This is a genomic window from Pseudomonas sp. NFX98, from assembly GCF_047784845.1.
Taxonomy (GTDB): domain Bacteria; phylum Pseudomonadota; class Gammaproteobacteria; order Pseudomonadales; family Pseudomonadaceae; genus Aquipseudomonas.
The window spans coordinates 1-15776 of sequence record NZ_JBLNNF010000018.1; the positions used below are offsets into that span (position 1 = coordinate 1).

Sequence of the window (15776 nt, forward strand, 5' to 3'; positions counted from 1 at the left end):
TTTGAGCACTTGAAGGGCTCACCCAGAGGCGCAGGCTTGTTCCTATCGTCGGTCTAGCCAGATGCATTCTTTATCGGCGCTTGGGTGAAAGGAGGAGGGGCGAAATCTCCCACGGATCTGTACTGCGTCAACAGTCAGAATCGAGCCTTGTCCCTCCTCCTCCCTTCAAGTCCTAGCATACAAGCGAGCTTGCTCGCGATGGCGGCATAACAGTCAACGATGATGTTGGATGTTGCGGACCCATCGCGAGCAAGCTCGCTCCCACAGTTTCTATGCGTTGCTTACTGTTTCTCCAGCAACCACTTGCGATCACCCGGGGTGAACTGCGGCATTTCGTCCGCTTGTGCCGTGTTCACGGCCTGGAAGATTTCCAGCTCTTTGCCTTTGCGCGCAAAGATCCAGGCAGTTCCTTGCCCGTTGAGTTGCAGCCACATGTTGTCGTTGCCGCCACTCATCGACGCGCAGTCGCCGGCCAGGCAAAGCGCATAGCGATCAGCGCCCGGCAGGCCGGCCACCTGGCCGTCGGCCTGGAACTGCACGTTACTGCCTTCGCCGGGGCCGCTGACGACTTTCCAGCTGCCGCCCATGTACGCGGAATACAGTGCGCGTTCGAAGCTGGCGCCAATCGGTGCGCCATCCGGCACGGGGATCAAGGCGCGGTCGAAGACTTGGGCCGGTTCGTTTTCGGTCGCGGCCTGGCTCAATTGTTTGCCGTCGCGCTTCAGTTCACTACCGGAACTGCCATAAAAGTCGACTTTCCAGGCGCCGGACTCTTCGCCCAGCAGCTTGCCGTCGACATTTTCAAAACCATTGGTGTAGCGGGCCTGACCGGCCTTGGTGTTGACGTCCCATTCCAGGTTCGGGCCGTAGGCCTGGAGCGCTTCGCGCAGGGGAACGCCTTTGGATGCGGCATCGATTGCTACCTGGTTGATCCAGGTGCCGCTGATATCACGGTCGGCAGGGTTGCTGGCACAACCGCCCAAAAACAGGGCGAGCAGCGAGAGAGCAAGCGCTTTGCGCATGGTGGAATCCTTTCAAACTTACTTTGCTGCAGAGCAGTCGGCGCAGCGCGAGGCTGCGCCGGACACATTACTCGATGACCAGGATGGCATCCATTTCAACCTGCGAACCCTTTGGCAGGGCTGCTACGCCGATGGCGGCGCGGGCTGGGTAAGGCTGGTCGAAGTACTTGCCCATGATCTCGTTGACCTTGGCGAAGTGGCTCAGGTCGGTGAGGAAGATGTTCAGTTTGACGATGTCCTTGAACGAACCACCGGCGGCTTCAGCCACGGCTTTGAGGTTCTCGAATACCTGGACGGTCTGGGCTTCGAAGCCTTCGACCAGTTCCATGGTTTTTGGGTCCAGAGGAATCTGACCCGACATGTAAACGGTGTTGCCGGCCTTGATCGCCTGGGAGTAAGTACCGATGGCGGCCGGGGCCTTGTCGCTGGTGATAACAGTCTTGGTCATGAATGACTCCTTGTAAGTGGCTTAAGCACGCATGCGGGTGATGCGGATCACCCCGGTCAGGGCGCGCAGTTTCTTGATCACGCGGGCCAGGTGCACACGGTCGTGCACGCTGACCACCAACTGGACCACGCTGATGCGACCATCGCGTTCATCCATGCTGATTTTTTCGATATTGCCGTCGGCTGCGTTGACGCTGCTGGCCAGCAGGGCGATCAGGCCGCGCTGGTGTTCTAGCTCGACGCGCAGCTCGACGTTGAATTCGCCGGTGACATCCTTGGCCCACGAGAGCTGGATGCATTTTTCCGGGTTGTGGCGGATTTCGCTGATGTTGCGGCAGTTGTCCAGGTGCACGACCATGCCTTTGCCCGCAGACAGGTGACCAACAATCGGGTCGCCCGGAATCGGCGTGCAGCACTTGGCGTAGCTGAGCACCAGGCCTTCGGTGCCGCGAATCGCCAGCGGGCCTTCAGGGCTCGGCAACTGTTCGCCTTCGCCGAGCAGTCGGCGTGCCACCACATAGGCCATGCGATTGCCCAGGCCGATGTCTTCGAGCAAATCTTCGATCAGTTCGAGGCGGTACTCGACGAGCATTGCCTTGACGCGTTCGGCCGGGATCTTCTCCAGCGCGCTGTCGAAACCGTTGAGGACTTTGTTCAGCAGACGTTCGCCGAGGCTGATGGACTCGGAGCGGCGTTGCAGCTTCAACGCATGGCGGATGTGCGTACGGGCCTTGCCGGTGACCACGAAGTTGAGCCATGCCGGGTTAGGCCGCGCGCCGGGAGCGCTGACGATCTCGACCGTGGAGCCGCTTTGCAGCGGTTCGGACAGCGGCGCGAGACGACGATTGATCCGACAGGCAATGCAGCTGTTGCCCACGTCGGTGTGCACCGCGTAAGCGAAGTCGACCGCCGTGGAGCCCTTGGGTAGCTCCATGATCCGGCCTTTGGGCGTGAACACGTAGACCTCGTCCGGGAACAGGTCGATCTTCACGCTTTCGATGAACTCCAGCGAGTTGCCGGCGCGTTGCTGCATTTCCAGCACGCCTTTGACCCACTGGCGGGCGCGGGCGTGAGTGCCTTTGGGCTGCTCGTCGCCGCTGGATTTGTACAGCCAATGGGCGGCGATGCCGTTATTGGCCATCTCTTCCATTTCGCGGGTGCGGATCTGGATCTCGATCGGTACACCGTGCATGCCGAACAGCGTGGTGTGCAGCGATTGATAGCCGTTGGCCTTGGGAATCGCGATGTAATCCTTGAAGCGCCCCGGCAACGGTTTGTACAAATTATGCACAGCACCCAGCACGCGGTAGCAGGTATCGACCTTGTCGACGATGATCCGGAACGCATAGACGTCCATGATCTCGTTGAAGGCCCGACGTTTGCCGCGCATTTTCTTGTAGATGCCGTAGAGGTGTTTCTGGCGACCGCTGACCTCGCCCTGAATGCCATCGATGGCCAGACAGTGACTGAGGGATTCTTCGATCTTGTTGACGATTTCCTTGCGGTTGCCCCGGGCGCGTTTGACGGCCTGGTAGATCCGCGCGGAACGCATCGGGTGCATGGCCTTGAAGCCGAGGTCTTCGAACTCTATGCGGATGGCGTGCATGCCCAGCCGGTTGGCGATGGGTGCATAGATTTCCAGGGTTTCCTTGGCGATGCGTCGGCGTTTCTCGCCGGACAGCACTTCCAGCGTGCGCATGTTGTGCAGGCGGTCGGCCAGTTTGACCAGGATCACGCGAATGTCGCGCGCCATGGCCATGGCCATTTTCTGGAAGTTTTCGGCCTGGGCTTCGGCCTTGGTCTCGAAGTTCATCTGGGTCAGTTTGCTGACCCCGTCGACCAGTTCGGCCACGGTTTCGCCGAACTGCGCTTGCAGCGCTTCCTTGGCAATACCGGTGTCTTCGATCACGTCATGCAGCATGGCCGCCATCAGGCTCTGATGGTCCATATGCATGTCGGCAAGAATATTGGCCACGGCAAGAGGATGCGTGACGTACGCCTCACCGCTACGGCGGCGTTGGCCGTCGTGCGCTTGTTCGGCGTAGAAATACGCTCGGCGGACCAGGTTGACCTGGTCATTGCCGAGGTAGGTCGATAAGCGATCGGCGAGGGCGTCTATGCTCGGCATGATGTCTCCTGCCGTAAGCTTTTATCCCGCGCCGTGCTACGTCGACCAGGCATAGGCTTAGACGGCCTCGTTGGACTCGTCCTCAAATGCAGCAAAAAGCGGCTCATCTTCAACGATTTCGGCTTCGGCAATAGCTGCGTAGTCGATCAGGCCTTCAGCGATTTCGCGCAGGGCGACAACGGTAGGCTTGTCGTTTTCCCATGCTACTTTCGGCTCTTTGCCGCCGGTGGCCAGTTGACGGGCACGCTTGGTAGAGAGCATGACCAGCTCAAAGCGGTTATCCACGTGTTCTAGGCAGTCTTCAACGGTTACGCGGGCCATGGTCTTCCTCGTAGCAAATGCAATATGCGCGCTGCCCGGATGGGCGAGCGGACTCAACAGTTTAAAAAATCACCAGCGATTAGGGAAGCGCTGATTTTTTGATCAAGCCCTTCAACGCGCTGCAAGTGCCAATGTAAAGCCCTTGCAGCTGTTTTGGGAAGAGCGGATCAACCGAGCAATTCAGCCAATAATTTGCCGTAGCGCTGCTGCTGACGCTTCTGTTGCAGCTGATTGGCACGGAAAATCGCCTTCAAATCGTGCAAGGCGTGGGCGAAATCGTCATTGATGATCAGGTAGTCGTAGTCGACATAGTGGCTCATTTCGCTGACGGCTTCGCGCATCCGGCCGTCGATGATCTCGTCGCTGTCCTGGCCACGGTTGGTCAGGCGCTGGTGCAAGGCCTGCAATGACGGCGGCAGAATGAAGACCGAACGGGCCTGCGGCATCAGTTTGCGTACTTGCTCGGCGCCTTGCCAGTCGATTTCCAGAATCAGGTCGTGGCCTTCATCCAGGGTCTGCTGCAAGTGACTTTGCGAGGTGCCGTAGAGATTACCGAAGACTTCGGCGCGCTCGAGGAAATCCCCGTGCTCGATCATCTTCACGAACTGTTCGCGCGAGACGAAGTTGTAGTTCACGCCGTCCACTTCGCCCGGGCGCATGGCGCGGGTGGTGTGCGAGACCGAGACACGGATCTCCGGATTGGCGTCGGTCAAGGCCTTGACCAGGCTGCTTTTGCCCGCGCCCGATGGGGCGGAGATGATGTACAGGGTGCCGGTGCTGTGGGTCATGTCAGGGTTGCCTTACTCAATATTCTGCACTTGTTCGCGCATCTGCTCGATCAACACCTTGAGGTTGACCGCCGCTTGGGTGCTGCGCGGGTCGAAGGCTTTGGAGCCCAGTGTATTGGCCTCGCGGTTGAGTTCCTGCATCAGGAAGTCCAGGCGTCGCCCGGCAGCGCCGCCGGATTTGAGTACCCGACGAACTTCGATGATGTGAGTGCTCAGGCGATCCAGTTCTTCGGCGACGTCGCTTTTTTGCGCGAGCATGACCATTTCCTGCTCCAGTCGCTGCGGGTCCATCTCGGCCTTCATGTCGGCGAAACGGTCGAGGACTTTCTGGCGCTGGGTGGCGAGCATCTGCGGAACCAGTTCGCGCAGGGTCACCACGTCCTCTTCAATGGACGTCAGGCGATCGTTGATCAGCCGTGCCAGCTCCGCGCCTTCGCGCTCGCGGCCGGCCTTGAGTTCTTTCAGGCCTTCGTTGAACAACGCCAGTGCTTCGGCGTTCAAGGCTTGCGGGTCGGTCGCATCACCCACCAGCACGCCGGGCCAGGCCAGGACTTCGAGCGGGTTCAGTGCGGCCGGATTCTTGATCAGGCTGGCGATCGTCTCGGCGGCGGCAACCAGTTGTGCGGCGCGGTCCTGATCCACTTGCAGCGCTTTGCCGGCGTTTTCTTCGGTGAACCGCAGGGTGCATTCGAGCTTGCCCCGCGACACGCCCTGGCGCAGGGCTTCACGGACGGCGCCTTCGAGGTCGCGAAAGGAGTCCGGCAGGCGCAGGTGGGGTTCCAGGTAGCGGCTGTTGACCGAGCGCAGTTCCCAGCTCAGGGTGCCCTGGACGCCTGCTTTCTCGACGCGGGCGAAGGCGGTCATGCTATGCACCATGGGGGTACCTCGCAATGCGAATCGGCGCGAAACTGACGTTCCGGCAATCCGCTATCAATGAATTAAAGCCGACTGGCAGCAAAGGCGCAGGATTGTAGCGCAGTGGCGCGGATGCGCCCAAACACACGGTGTGACAAACGGCTGCAGGTCGTCGGGTACGGGCTATTCAGAGCCTTCGCTCGTCAGAGGAATTTTTTAGAAGTGCCCAGTCGAGGCTGGCAGCTCTATAATGCTCCGCAGTTTTCCGTCCCCGTACAGGTATCCCTTATGAAACGTCCAAGTGGTCGCGCTGCCGATCAGCTCCGCTCGATCCGCATTACCCGCAACTACACCAAACACGCCGAGGGATCTGTACTGGTCGAGTTCGGTGACACCAAAGTCATCTGCACGGTCAGCGTCGAAAACGGCGTGCCGCGTTTCCTCAAGGGCCAGGGCCAAGGCTGGTTGACCGCCGAGTACGGCATGCTGCCGCGCGCCACTGGCGAGCGTAACCAGCGTGAAGCGAGCCGCGGCAAGCAAGGCGGCCGCACCCTGGAAATCCAGCGTCTGATCGGCCGTTCCCTGCGCGCTGCGCTGGACATGTCCAAGCTCGGCGACGTGACCCTGTACGTCGACTGCGACGTGATCCAGGCTGACGGCGGCACCCGCACCGCGTCCATCACCGGCGCCATGGTTGCCCTGGTCGATGCCTTGAAAGTGATCAAGAAGCGCGGCGGCCTGAAAGGCGGCGACCCGCTCAAGCAAATGATCGGTGCCGTTTCGGTAGGCATGTACCAGGGCGAGCCGGTACTCGACCTCGACTACCTGGAAGACTCGGCTGCCGAGACCGACCTGAACGTAGTGATGACCAGCACGGGCGGCTTCATCGAAGTTCAGGGCACTGCCGAAGGCGCACCGTTCCAGCCTGAAGAGCTGAACGCGATGCTGGAACTGGCCAAGAAAGGCATGAACGAAATCTTCGATCTGCAAAAGGCTGCACTGGCTGACTGACCGGATTGCCACAGACAAGGAGGACGCCATGAGTGACGAGCAACAGTTGCTTCCCACCCCGAGCAAAGACGTTCGGCAGTGGGCGATGTTTTGTCACTTGTCCGCCTTGCTGGGGATCTGGATTCCGTTCGGTACACTGATCGGACCGCTGATCCTGTGGCAAATGAAGCGTGAGATGGACCCGTTTATCGACGCACAAGGCAAGGAAGCGCTGAACTTTCAGATCACCGTCGCCATTGCCTCCGCCATTTGCTTCCTGCTGATGGTGGTGATTATCGGGTTCTTCCTGTTTGGCCTGATTGCCATCGGTGCGCTGGTGTTGACGATCATTGCCGGCGTGAAAGCCAATGAAGGGTTTCCTTATCGGTATCCGTTCACATGGCGGTTGATTAAGTAAGCCAGGCAATGCGATTAAAAAAAGCCCCGACTTGTTGGGGCTTTTTTTGCTATCAAATTATTTCACCAGACAACTACGCTTACTTTTTCACACTTTTAGTCACAACTGTGTATCCGCATTGCTGCCATATCCTTGGCAATGAGGCTGAGCGGTTGTTAAAGTTCCCCCAAGTAATATTCATTAGAAATATTTCGATATATTCAGACCATTGACGGATACTGAAATTCAAACAATCAGCGTTGAGAGCAATCAACCTGTTCAAGAGGCGTGTCCAGGTTAACAGTTCGCCCCTGAATGAATAATCCAAGAATATCCCAATGTTTCAGCTCGATTTTTATGGAACGCTCGTCGCTGCGTCTTTGGTACTTTTACTGGGTCGCGGGCTTGTCACGCGTGTCGGTTTTTTGCGTGCTTACAACATCCCTGAGCCTGTAGCGGGTGGCCTGATGGTTGCCCTGGTTCTATTGTTTTTGAGATTGTTCGAAATTGAGGTGCGTTTTGACACCTCGCTACAAATACCCTTGATGCTGGCTTTTTTCGCCACCATTGGGTTGAGTGCAGACTTCGCCAGCTTGAAAAAAGGCGGCCGCGTGGTGGGGGTGTTTCTGTTAGCGGTCACCGGGCTGTTGGTGGTTCAGAATGCCATGGGTATCGGGCTCGCGACGGCCTTGGGGCTCGACCCTCTGATGGGGCTGCTGACAGGTTCGGTGACGTTGGCGGGTGGTCATGGAACCGGTGCTGCCTGGGGCGCGACGTTCAGTGAAAAGTACGGTCTGGCCTCCGCCTCCGAGCTTGCAATGGCTTCTGCCACATTTGGCCTGGTGCTGGGCGGTTTGATCGGTGGGCCGGTTGCGCGACTGCTCATTAAGCGTACACAAGTCCCCGGCTGTTCTAATCAAGATAAGCCACGGCTGCCAAAGGGCTTTGAGCAGCCGAATAAAGAACGCTCGATCACGCCATTTTCATTTATCGAGACGCTCGCGTTGATCGCCGTTAGTTTGATGGTGGGTAACCTCATGAATGGCGCGCTTCGCGAGACTGCATTTGAGTTGCCGACATTCGTTTGCGTATTGTTCGTGGGCGTGCTTTTGCGAAACGGACTTTCAGCGCTTGGCTTATATCAAGTGTTTGAGCGGGAAGTTTCTGTACTTGGAAATGTCAGCTTGTCGCTGTTTCTGGCAATCGCGCTGATGTCACTCAAATTGTGGGATCTGGCTGCACTGGCATTACCATTCTTCATTATTCTCGCTGCACAAACGCTGGTCATGGCTCTATTCGCGATATTCGTGACATTCAGAGTCATGGGCAGTAACTATGATGCGGCTGTGCTGGCGGCGGGACACTGTGGTTTTGGGCTGGGTGCAACGCCAACGGCCATCGCCAACATGCAAGCGGTGACGCAGCGCTACGGGCCTTCGCAGATAGCATTTCTGGTCGTGCCGATGGTCGGCGCATTCTTCATCGACATCATCAATGTCATCGTGATCAAGTTGTACCTGATACTGCCATTCTTTGCCGCCGCTTGAAGTTCAGTTCACTGGAATACAGCTCATAAAAAATGCCCGTATCTAGCGATACGGGCATTTTTTTGTCAGCGACAACGTTTAGATCGTCAGCGTCCAGTCGTAGTCCACGATCAGTGGCGCATGCTGCGAGAACCGTGGCTGACGTGGCAAGCGTGCGCTGCGTACAAAGCGGCGCAGGCCCGGCGTCAGGATCTGGTAGTCGAAACGCCAGCCGAGGTTGAGCATTTCGGCCTGTTCGTTATCCGGCCACCAGCTGTACTGGTCGCCTTCACGGCTGACTTCGCGCAAGGCATCGACATAACCCATGTTGCCGACAATCTCGTCCATCCAGGCACGTTCTGGCGCCAGGAAGCCAGGAGATTGCTGGCTGTCGCGCCAGTTCTTGATGTCCAGTTTCTGTTGCGCCACGTACAGCGAGCCACAATAAATGTACTCGCGGCGTTTGCGCCGCTGCTTGTCCAGGTACTTGGCGAAGTCGTCCATGAGCTTGAATTTCTGGTTCAAGTCTTCATCGCCGTTCATGCCGGACGGAAGCAACAAGGTTGCAATACTGACTTTGTCGAAATCGGCTTGCAGGTAGCGCCCGTAGCGGTCGGCCGTCTCGAAACCGAGACCGCTGATGACAGCCTTCGGTTGCAACCGCGAGTACAAAGCCACACCACCTTGGGCGGGAACTTCGGCGTCGCAGGCATAAAGGAAGTATCCATCCAGTTGGAAGGCTGGATCGTCCAGTTCAAAGGCGGAGGCACGGGTGTCCTGCAGGCAGATGACGTCGGCATTCTGTGCTTGCAGCCAACTGAGCAAACCCCGCTCGACTGCAGCCTGAATACCATTGACGTTCACACTGATGATCCGCATAAATGGCCCCAAAAATCGCGTGCGTGTATGATACACGGCGTCAAGCTAATTAGCTAAATCCGTGGTATTTGGGGTTTTTTTCATGCAAGCGTATCAGCGCGATTTCATTCGTTTTGCCATCGATCGCGGCGTTTTGCGCTTCGGTGAGTTCACCCTGAAGTCCGGGCGCACCAGTCCTTACTTCTTCAATGCGGGCCTGTTCAACTCGGGTTCGGCCCTGGCGCAGCTCGGCCGTTTCTACGCCGCAGCCATCGCCGAGAGCGGCATTCCCTTTGACGTGCTGTTTGGCCCTGCCTACAAAGGCATCCCATTGGCGGCGACCACCGCCGTGGCGTTGGCCGAACATCACAACCGTGACCTGCCATGGTGCTTCAACCGCAAGGAAGCCAAGGCCCACGGTGAAGGCGGCAGCCTGGTCGGCGCACCGCTGACAGGTGAAGTGTTGATCATCGACGACGTGATCACCGCCGGCACCGCGATCCGCGAAGTGATGCAGATCATCGCTTCCCAGGACGGCGCCAAGGCCGCAGGCGTGTTGATTGCCCTGAACCGTCAGGAGCGTGGCAACGGTGAGTTGTCGGCGATCCAGGAAGTCGAGCGTGACTTCGGTATTCCGGTGATCAGCATTGTGTCGCTGAACCAGGTACTGGAATTCCTGGCCGATGATCCGCAACTCAAGCAGCATTTGCCGGCGGTTGAGGCCTATCGGGCACAGTTCGGTGTCTGATTTAGTCCGATAAGAAAGGCCCTGTTTACAGGGCCTTTTCTTTGGGCGGTGCTTAACGCAGGTGGTGCCATTTTTCGATCAATCGAATGGTCAGCCAAACGTTGAGTGCTGCAAACGCCAGTAGCGCGCAGACGAGCATCACATACAACGTGCGATCTACGTCGAAATTCCACAGGTCCAGCGTGCTGTTGCTCATGATCCGCACGGCGGCGGGCAAATTGACGTAAAACAGCGCCATGAAGGCGCAAGTCAGCGGCATCGCGCAGCCCAGCAAAACGCTCATTACTTTCCTTTGGCTGCGCTTCCTGGCCAGCGGACCTGTCTGTTTTTCGTCCAGTTCCAGCACTTCGTTCAGTCTGGGCCAAGCCAGATTGAACATGAACGTGGTCAGGGTCAGCAGCAAGCCGCTGACCGCGACGATGTCACTGAACGGCATTCAGGCCCAGTGTCTGGCAGAGCAGCGCGTGGGAATCCTCGCTGATTTCGAACTGCCCGGCGCTGCCTTTGCGTTTGACGATGGGTTTGAAAGTTGGCTCATTCTGTGTGATCAGCATGTTCAGTTCATCGCGGATGACGTCCGAACTGATCACCACCAGATACACGGTCTGAGCGTGCTCCGCAGACTCGATCACGGCTCGCATGCTGTGCTGAAGGATCTCGTCCAATTGATTGCGGAAGCGTGAAACCGTGTTTTTCAGCAGGGTTTTGCTTTGGCTCTGAGTCAGCTGGAAAATCGTCGATATCTGCGACTCGGTCGGCAACGTTTGCCCGAAGTAGCTTTGAATCAGATACAGCAAGCGATCCTGCTTGGCTTCATCGGCCCTGCTTGGCATGCCGCCTTCGACCAGCATTTTCAGGTATTCAGTCAGGCTCGCCTTGGCTATTCGCTGTAGGGCATGGGTGATTTCGGCGTCGGAAATCCGCAACGTCTTTTTGACCGGCTCCTTTTGCTCGAGGTCGAAGGCCTGGGCATCGATCGTGAACGAGATCTGCATGGTTCAGTCTCCCGTGGTCACTTGGAAGACTCGTTTGGGTACGGGTCGGCCACGGCGTCGCCTTGGCCGGCCAGGATCTTCCAGCCATTGAGCACGTGTGTGCCTGGTTTGAAGTCAGGGCACGGCGGAAGCGAAGTCTTTGACTGATTGGTGTATTCGCGTCCGCAGTCTGCGCACTCATAGGTGCCTGCTGAAACATCACTGCCGTAGGGAACGTGGTCTTTTTGCATGGGGAAGATCTCCTGTGGATTCAGGGAAGATCCTATGCAGATTGATACTTTCTGGATGTCGGACGTTTCGCTTACTTAAGTCGGACGATTCCTGCGCGCATAAAAAAGATCGCAGACTTCGTCAGCTCCTACAGGATTTTCGTACATCCGTAGGTGCCGCCGCAGGCTGCGATCTTTTTTGAGGTTTTGAATCAGTGACGCTTGCGATTGCTGATCAGGGTGCCCACACCAGTATCGGTGAAGATTTCCAGCAGGATCGCATTCGGTACACGGCCATCGATGATCAGCGAGCTGCCCACGCCGCCCTGGACCGCTTCCAGTGCGCAGCGGATCTTCGGCAACATGCCGCCGTAGATGGTGCCGTCGGCGATCAGATCGTCGACCTGTTGAGTCGTCAGGCCGGTCAGGACCGTCCCTGACTTGTCCATCAGGCCGGCAATGTTGGTCAGCAGCATCAACTTCTCGGCTTTCAGCGCTTCGGCGACTTTACCGGCCACCAAGTCAGCGTTGATGTTGTACGACTCACCGTTGGCGCCGACGCCGATTGGCGCGATCACCGGGATGAAATCACCTTTGACCAGCAGGTTCAGCAGGTCGGTGTTGATGCCGACCACTTCGCCAACATGGCCGATGTCGATGATTTCCGGGGTGGTCATCTCCGGCGTCTGGCGGGTGACGGTGAGCTTCTTCGCGCGAATCAGCTCGGCGTCTTTACCGGTCAGGCCGATGGCGCTGCCGCCATGACGGTTGATCAGGTTGACGATGTCCTTGTTGACCTGACCGCCGAGAACCATTTCCACCACGTCCATGGTGGCGGCGTCGGTCACGCGCATGCCGTCGACGAAATGGCTTTCGATCGACAGACGCTTGAGCAGGTCACCGATTTGCGGGCCGCCGCCATGAACGACCACTGGGTTGATGCCCACGGCCTTCATCAGCACGATGTCGCGGGCGAAGCCGGTTTTCAGCTCCTCGCTTTCCATCGCGTTGCCGCCGTATTTGATCACCAGCGTCTTGCCGACATAGCGGCGAATGTAAGGCAGCGCTTCGGACAGGACCTTGGCGGTGTTGGCGGCGGCTTCGCGTTCGAGGGTCATTCAGGGCTCCGGCACTTCAAAAGAAGGCGCTTCAATAAATCAAAACGGTAGAAGGAGATCAGGTGCAACACGCTTCAACTGGGCGTGGAAAACGTCCTTGATGCGCGAAAGTTCTGCCTCGTCATCGGCCTCGAAGCGCAGCACCAGCACCGGTGTGGTGTTGGACGCGCGCACCAGGCCCCAGCCTTTGGCATAGTCGACTCGCACGCCGTCAATGGTGGTCAGGTCGGCGCCTGCGCCCCACTGCGCGTCATGCAATGCATCAATGATGCTGAATTTGCTCTCTTCGGTCACATGGATATTGATTTCAGGCGTAGAAATATCGTTCGGGAAGGTTGCGAACAGCTCTTCGGCCGAGGATTTTTCCTTGCTGAGGATCTCCAGCAGCCGCGCGGCGCTGTAGATACCGTCGTCGAAACCGAACCAGCGCTCCTTGAAGAAGATGTGCCCGCTCATTTCGCCGGCCAACAGGGCGCCGGTTTGTTTCATTTTCTTTTTGATCAACGAGTGACCGGTCTTCCACATTAACGACCGGCCGCCATATTCCTTGATCAGCGGTGTCAGGCGGCGGGTGCATTTGACGTCGAAGATGATCTCCGCGCCAGGGTTGCGCGCCACGACGTCACGGGCGAACAGCATCAGCAGGCGGTCTGGATAGACGATGCTGCCAGTGTTGGTCACCACGCCGACGCGGTCGCCGTCGCCGTCGAAGGCCAGGCCGATGTCGGCGTTGGTTTCCTTGACCTTGGCGATCAGGTCGACGAGGTTTTCAGGCTTGCCCGGATCCGGGTGGTGGTTCGGGAAATTGCCGTCGACTTCGCAGAACAGCGGGATGACTTCGCAGTTCAGCGCTTCGATCAATTGCGGGGCGATCACGCCGGCCGCCCCGTTACCGCAATCCACAACCACTTTCAGGCGTCGGGCCAGTTTGATGTCCTGGACGATTTCGGTGGTGTAGCGGTCGAGGATTTCGACCTTGGTGATGCTGCCTTTGCCGCTGCTCAGGTTGTTGGTCTTGAGGCGATCGTGCAGGGCCTGGATCTGTTCGTTGGCCAAGGTGTCGCCGGCGATGACGATCTTGAAGCCGTTGTAGTTCGACGGGTTGTGGCTGCCGGTCAGCATCACACCGGATTTGCCGGCCAACACGTTGGCGGCGTAATACAGCGCCGGGGTCGGCACCAAGCCAACGTCGCTGACGTGGCAACCGCTGTCGGCCAGGCCCTGGATCAATTGCTCCACCAGCTCCGGGCCGGACAGGCGACCGTCACGGCCAACGGAAATGTTCGGCTCATTCTGGGCCAGGGTTTGGGCACCGATGGCGCGACCGAGCCAGTAAGCCGTTTCAGCGTTCAGAAACTCCGGGACGGTGCCGCGAATGTCATAGGCGCGGAAAATGCTGTCGGGGAACTTGGGGGCGAGGCGGGCGGGGGTGCTCATCTGTGGAAATGCTCCATCTTGAAAGTGGCTGGACAGGTCGCCGAAATATTTGGCGACACGTTCAAACTGAAGGGTATGACGGCGTTTTCCACAGAGAGTTCGTGGTGCGAAAGGGCCATGACACCCCAGAGGGCAGGGCAAGGCCCCTGTAGGAGCTGCCGAAGGCTGCGATCTTTTGATCTTGAACTTTAAAAAAACAAAATCAAAAGATCGCAGTCTGCGGCAACTCCCACAGGAATGCAGCGTGTCGGATCAGCGGGTGCCGGTATGGCCAAAACCGCCAGTGCCACGTTCGGTTTCAACAAACTCTTCAACCATCTCGAAGTGAGCCTGCACCACCGGCACCAACACCAGCTGCGCCAGGCGCTCGCCCACCGGCATGGTGAATTCGGTCTGGCCGCGGTTCCAACAGGAAACCATCAGCGGGCCCTGGTAGTCGGAGTCGATCAGGCCGACCAGGTTGCCCAGCACGATGCCGTGCTTATGGCCCATGCCCGAGCGCGGCAGGATCAGTGCGGCGAGGTTCGGGTCACCGATGTACACCGACAGGCCGGTAGGGATCAGCACGGTTTCACCCGGTTTGATCACGGTGTCTTGTTCCAGCATGGCGCGCAGGTCAAGGCCGGCGGAGCCTGGCGTGGCGTACTGCGGCAGCGGGAATTCGGTACCGATGCGTGGGTCGAGGATCTTGGCTTGCAAAGCGTGCATGTAAATTAAACCTGGTTCAGACGTTCGGCGATAAAAGTGATCAGCTGGCGAGCAATCTTGCTCTTGCTGGTCTGGGCGAAAAGTGTGGCGTGCAGCCCACGGTCGATGACGCTGCAGGCGTTTTCTTCGCTGTTGAAGCCAATGCTCGGGTTGGCGACGTCGTTGGCGACGATCAAATCGAGGTTCTTGTCTTTCAACTTGCGGGCAGCGTAATCGAGCAAGTGTTCGGTTTCAGCGGCGAAACCGACACTGAACGGACGGTCGGGACGGGTGGCGATGCTGGCCAGGATGTCCGGGTTGCGCACCATTTGCAGGACGAAGCCGTCGCCGTTTGTAGGGTCTTTCTTGAGTTTTTGCGGGGCAACGACTTCCGGACGGTAGTCCGCGACCGCAGCCGAGGCGATGAAAATGTCACAAGGAATCGCGGCTTCACACGCGGCGAGCATGTCGCGGGCGCTGACCACGTCGATGCGCGTGACGCGATCCGGGGTCGGCAGGTGCACCGGGCCGCTGATCAGCGTGACACGGGCGCCGGCTTCAACCGCCGCTTCGGCCAGGGCGAAGCCCATTTTGCCGGAGCTGTGGTTGGTGATGTAGCGCACCGGGTCGATGTTTTCCTGGGTCGGGCCTGCGGTAATCACCACGTGTTTACCGGTCAGCGCCTGACGCTGGAAGCAGTCCGCCGCGAGTTGCGCGAGGTCGGTGGCTTCGAGCATGCGCCCCAGGCCGACGTCGCCGCAGGCCTGGCTGCCGGAAGCCGGGCCGAAGACCTTCAGGTCACGGCTTTCAAGTGTTTGCAGGTTGGCCTGGGTTGCCGGATCGCGCCACATGGCCTGGTTCATGGCTGGGGCGACGGCGACCACCGCATCGGTGGCCAGCACCAGTGTGGTCAGCAAGTCATCGGCGATGCCTTGGGCCAGACGCGCGATCAGGTCCGCAGTGGCCGGGGCGATCAATACCAGATCGGCCCATTTGGCCAGTTCGATGTGGCCCATCGCGGCTTCGGCCGCGGGGTCCAGCAAGTCCAGGTGCACAGGGTGCCCGGACAAAGCCTGCATGGTCAGCGGGGTGATGAACTCGGCACCGCCACGGGTCATGACCACGCGCACTTCGGCGCCCTGGTCCATCAGGCGGCGAACCAGGTCGGCGCTCTTGTAGGCAGCGATGCCGCCGCCGACGCCCAGAACAATGCGTTTCCGATACAGCCGCTGCATAGGCCTGCCTTTCAT

The 15776-nt window shown here is 58.5% G+C and carries 17 protein-coding genes and 1 pseudogene; 4 read left to right on the plus strand and 14 right to left on the minus strand.

Annotated elements, in window-relative coordinates:
- Positions 1 to 281: 281 nt before the first annotated feature.
- The 6 genes from ACM110_RS22340 to ACM110_RS22365 all read right to left on the minus strand — a co-directional run bounded on the left by ACM110_RS22340 (position 282) and on the right by ACM110_RS22365 (position 5582).
- Entirely contained in the window at positions 282 to 1022 is a 741-nt protein-coding gene (locus ACM110_RS22340) for a hypothetical protein (RefSeq protein WP_416129483.1), read from the minus strand.
- 67 nt (positions 1023 to 1089) lie between these two features.
- Positions 1090 to 1470, minus strand: a complete 381-nt coding sequence (locus tag ACM110_RS22345; protein ID WP_003229509.1) for a RidA family protein — start codon at positions 1468 to 1470, stop codon at positions 1090 to 1092.
- Between the two features lie 21 nt (positions 1471 to 1491).
- Positions 1492 to 3597, minus strand: a complete 2106-nt coding sequence (gene spoT, locus ACM110_RS22350) for a bifunctional GTP diphosphokinase/guanosine-3',5'-bis pyrophosphate 3'-pyrophosphohydrolase (RefSeq protein ID WP_416129484.1) — start codon at positions 3595 to 3597, stop codon at positions 1492 to 1494.
- A gap of 57 nt (positions 3598 to 3654) precedes the next feature.
- The gene (rpoZ, locus tag ACM110_RS22355; protein ID WP_007921129.1) at positions 3655 to 3918 is read right to left on the minus strand and encodes a DNA-directed RNA polymerase subunit omega; all 264 of its coding nucleotides are present in this window, start codon (positions 3916 to 3918) and stop codon (positions 3655 to 3657) included.
- A gap of 167 nt (positions 3919 to 4085) precedes the next feature.
- Positions 4086 to 4706, minus strand: coding sequence for a guanylate kinase (gmk, locus tag ACM110_RS22360; protein ID WP_416129485.1), 621 nt, complete (start codon positions 4704 to 4706; stop codon positions 4086 to 4088).
- A gap of 12 nt (positions 4707 to 4718) precedes the next feature.
- Positions 4719 to 5582, minus strand: a complete 864-nt coding sequence (locus tag ACM110_RS22365) for a YicC/YloC family endoribonuclease (protein ID WP_416129486.1) — start codon at positions 5580 to 5582, stop codon at positions 4719 to 4721.
- Positions 5583 to 5849: 267 nt separating this feature from the next.
- Between ACM110_RS22365 and rph the strand changes: the two genes are divergently transcribed.
- From rph to gltS, 3 genes are all read left to right on the plus strand, one after another.
- Entirely contained in the window at positions 5850 to 6572 is a 723-nt protein-coding gene (rph, locus tag ACM110_RS22370) for a ribonuclease PH (RefSeq protein ID WP_047535109.1), read from the plus strand.
- A gap of 28 nt (positions 6573 to 6600) precedes the next feature.
- Positions 6601 to 6969 carry a DUF4870 domain-containing protein gene (locus tag ACM110_RS22375; protein WP_416129487.1) on the plus strand — a complete coding sequence of 123 codons (369 nt, stop codon included), beginning with the start codon at positions 6601 to 6603 and terminating at the stop codon, positions 6967 to 6969.
- A 317-nt stretch (positions 6970 to 7286) separates the two neighbouring features.
- Entirely contained in the window at positions 7287 to 8495 is a 1209-nt protein-coding gene (gltS, locus tag ACM110_RS22380) for a sodium/glutamate symporter (RefSeq protein ID WP_416129488.1), read from the plus strand.
- Positions 8496 to 8573: 78 nt separating this feature from the next.
- Here gltS and ACM110_RS22385 read toward each other — a convergent pair whose 3' ends face one another.
- The gene (locus ACM110_RS22385) at positions 8574 to 9353 is read right to left on the minus strand and encodes an exodeoxyribonuclease III (protein WP_008062840.1); all 780 of its coding nucleotides are present in this window, start codon (positions 9351 to 9353) and stop codon (positions 8574 to 8576) included.
- An 82-nt stretch (positions 9354 to 9435) separates the two neighbouring features.
- On the opposite strand from ACM110_RS22385, the gene pyrE reads away from it, so the two are divergent.
- Positions 9436 to 10080: an orotate phosphoribosyltransferase gene (gene pyrE / locus ACM110_RS22390; protein ID WP_007954442.1), complete on the plus strand. Its 645-nt coding sequence runs from the start codon at positions 9436 to 9438 to the stop codon at positions 10078 to 10080.
- A 52-nt stretch (positions 10081 to 10132) separates the two neighbouring features.
- Here pyrE and ACM110_RS22395 read toward each other — a convergent pair whose 3' ends face one another.
- From ACM110_RS22395 to coaBC, 7 genes and pseudogenes are all read right to left on the minus strand, one after another.
- Entirely contained in the window at positions 10133 to 10516 is a 384-nt protein-coding gene (locus ACM110_RS22395) for a hypothetical protein (protein WP_416129489.1), read from the minus strand.
- A complete protein-coding gene (locus ACM110_RS22400; RefSeq protein WP_338583879.1) occupies positions 10503 to 11075 on the minus strand; it encodes a hypothetical protein in 573 nt (190 codons plus the stop codon). Before ACM110_RS22400 ends, ACM110_RS22395 begins: the two co-directional genes overlap by 14 nt.
- 17 nt (positions 11076 to 11092) lie before the next feature.
- Positions 11093 to 11305 (minus strand): hypothetical protein, encoded by a 213-nt coding sequence (locus ACM110_RS22405; RefSeq protein WP_416129490.1) that lies wholly within the window; start codon positions 11303 to 11305, stop codon positions 11093 to 11095.
- A 191-nt stretch (positions 11306 to 11496) separates the two neighbouring features.
- Complete coding sequence (gene argB / locus ACM110_RS22410; RefSeq protein ID WP_053163877.1) at positions 11497 to 12402, minus strand: acetylglutamate kinase; 906 nt, start codon at positions 12400 to 12402, stop codon at positions 11497 to 11499.
- A gap of 39 nt (positions 12403 to 12441) precedes the next feature.
- Positions 12442 to 13845: pseudogene (locus ACM110_RS22415) on the minus strand (phosphomannomutase/phosphoglucomutase); the annotation flags it as partial.
- 246 nt (positions 13846 to 14091) lie between these two features.
- Positions 14092 to 14547, minus strand: a complete 456-nt coding sequence (gene dut, locus ACM110_RS22420) for a dUTP diphosphatase (protein WP_007975171.1) — start codon at positions 14545 to 14547, stop codon at positions 14092 to 14094.
- Positions 14548 to 14552: 5 nt separating this feature from the next.
- Positions 14553 to 15761, minus strand: coding sequence for a bifunctional phosphopantothenoylcysteine decarboxylase/phosphopantothenate--cysteine ligase CoaBC (gene coaBC / locus ACM110_RS22425; RefSeq protein ID WP_416129491.1), 1209 nt, complete (start codon positions 15759 to 15761; stop codon positions 14553 to 14555).
- Positions 15762 to 15776 lie beyond the last annotated feature (15 nt).

Bases quoted from the DNA above. Each gene is read 5' to 3' on its own strand.
- rpoZ (WP_007921129.1), bottom strand. From the start codon at position 3,918: ATGGCCCGCGTAACCGTTGAAGACTGCCTAGAACACGTGGATAACCGC.
- gmk (WP_416129485.1), bottom strand. From the start codon at position 4,706: ATGACCCACAGCACCGGCACCCTGTACATCATCTCCGCCCCATCGGGC.
- ACM110_RS22385 (WP_008062840.1), bottom strand. From the start codon at position 9,353: ATGCGGATCATCAGTGTGAACGTCAATGGTATTCAGGCTGCAGTCGAG.
- ACM110_RS22345 (WP_003229509.1), bottom strand. From the start codon at position 1,470: ATGACCAAGACTGTTATCACCAGCGACAAGGCCCCGGCCGCCATCGGT.
- dut (WP_007975171.1), bottom strand. From the start codon at position 14,547: ATGCACGCTTTGCAAGCCAAGATCCTCGACCCACGCATCGGTACCGAA.
- rph (WP_047535109.1), top strand. From the start codon at position 5,850: ATGAAACGTCCAAGTGGTCGCGCTGCCGATCAGCTCCGCTCGATCCGC.
- gltS (WP_416129488.1), top strand. From the start codon at position 7,287: ATGTTTCAGCTCGATTTTTATGGAACGCTCGTCGCTGCGTCTTTGGTA.
- ACM110_RS22395 (WP_416129489.1), bottom strand. From the start codon at position 10,516: ATGCCGTTCAGTGACATCGTCGCGGTCAGCGGCTTGCTGCTGACCCTG.
- argB (WP_053163877.1), bottom strand. From the start codon at position 12,402: ATGACCCTCGAACGCGAAGCCGCCGCCAACACCGCCAAGGTCCTGTCC.
- ACM110_RS22405 (WP_416129490.1), bottom strand. From the start codon at position 11,305: ATGCAAAAAGACCACGTTCCCTACGGCAGTGATGTTTCAGCAGGCACC.
- ACM110_RS22365 (WP_416129486.1), bottom strand. From the start codon at position 5,582: ATGGTGCATAGCATGACCGCCTTCGCCCGCGTCGAGAAAGCAGGCGTC.
- pyrE (WP_007954442.1), top strand. From the start codon at position 9,436: ATGCAAGCGTATCAGCGCGATTTCATTCGTTTTGCCATCGATCGCGGC.
- ACM110_RS22400 (WP_338583879.1), bottom strand. From the start codon at position 11,075: ATGCAGATCTCGTTCACGATCGATGCCCAGGCCTTCGACCTCGAGCAA.
- coaBC (WP_416129491.1), bottom strand. From the start codon at position 15,761: ATGCAGCGGCTGTATCGGAAACGCATTGTTCTGGGCGTCGGCGGCGGC.
- ACM110_RS22375 (WP_416129487.1), top strand. From the start codon at position 6,601: ATGAGTGACGAGCAACAGTTGCTTCCCACCCCGAGCAAAGACGTTCGG.
- ACM110_RS22340 (WP_416129483.1), bottom strand. From the start codon at position 1,022: ATGCGCAAAGCGCTTGCTCTCTCGCTGCTCGCCCTGTTTTTGGGCGGT.
- spoT (WP_416129484.1), bottom strand. From the start codon at position 3,597: ATGCCGAGCATAGACGCCCTCGCCGATCGCTTATCGACCTACCTCGGC.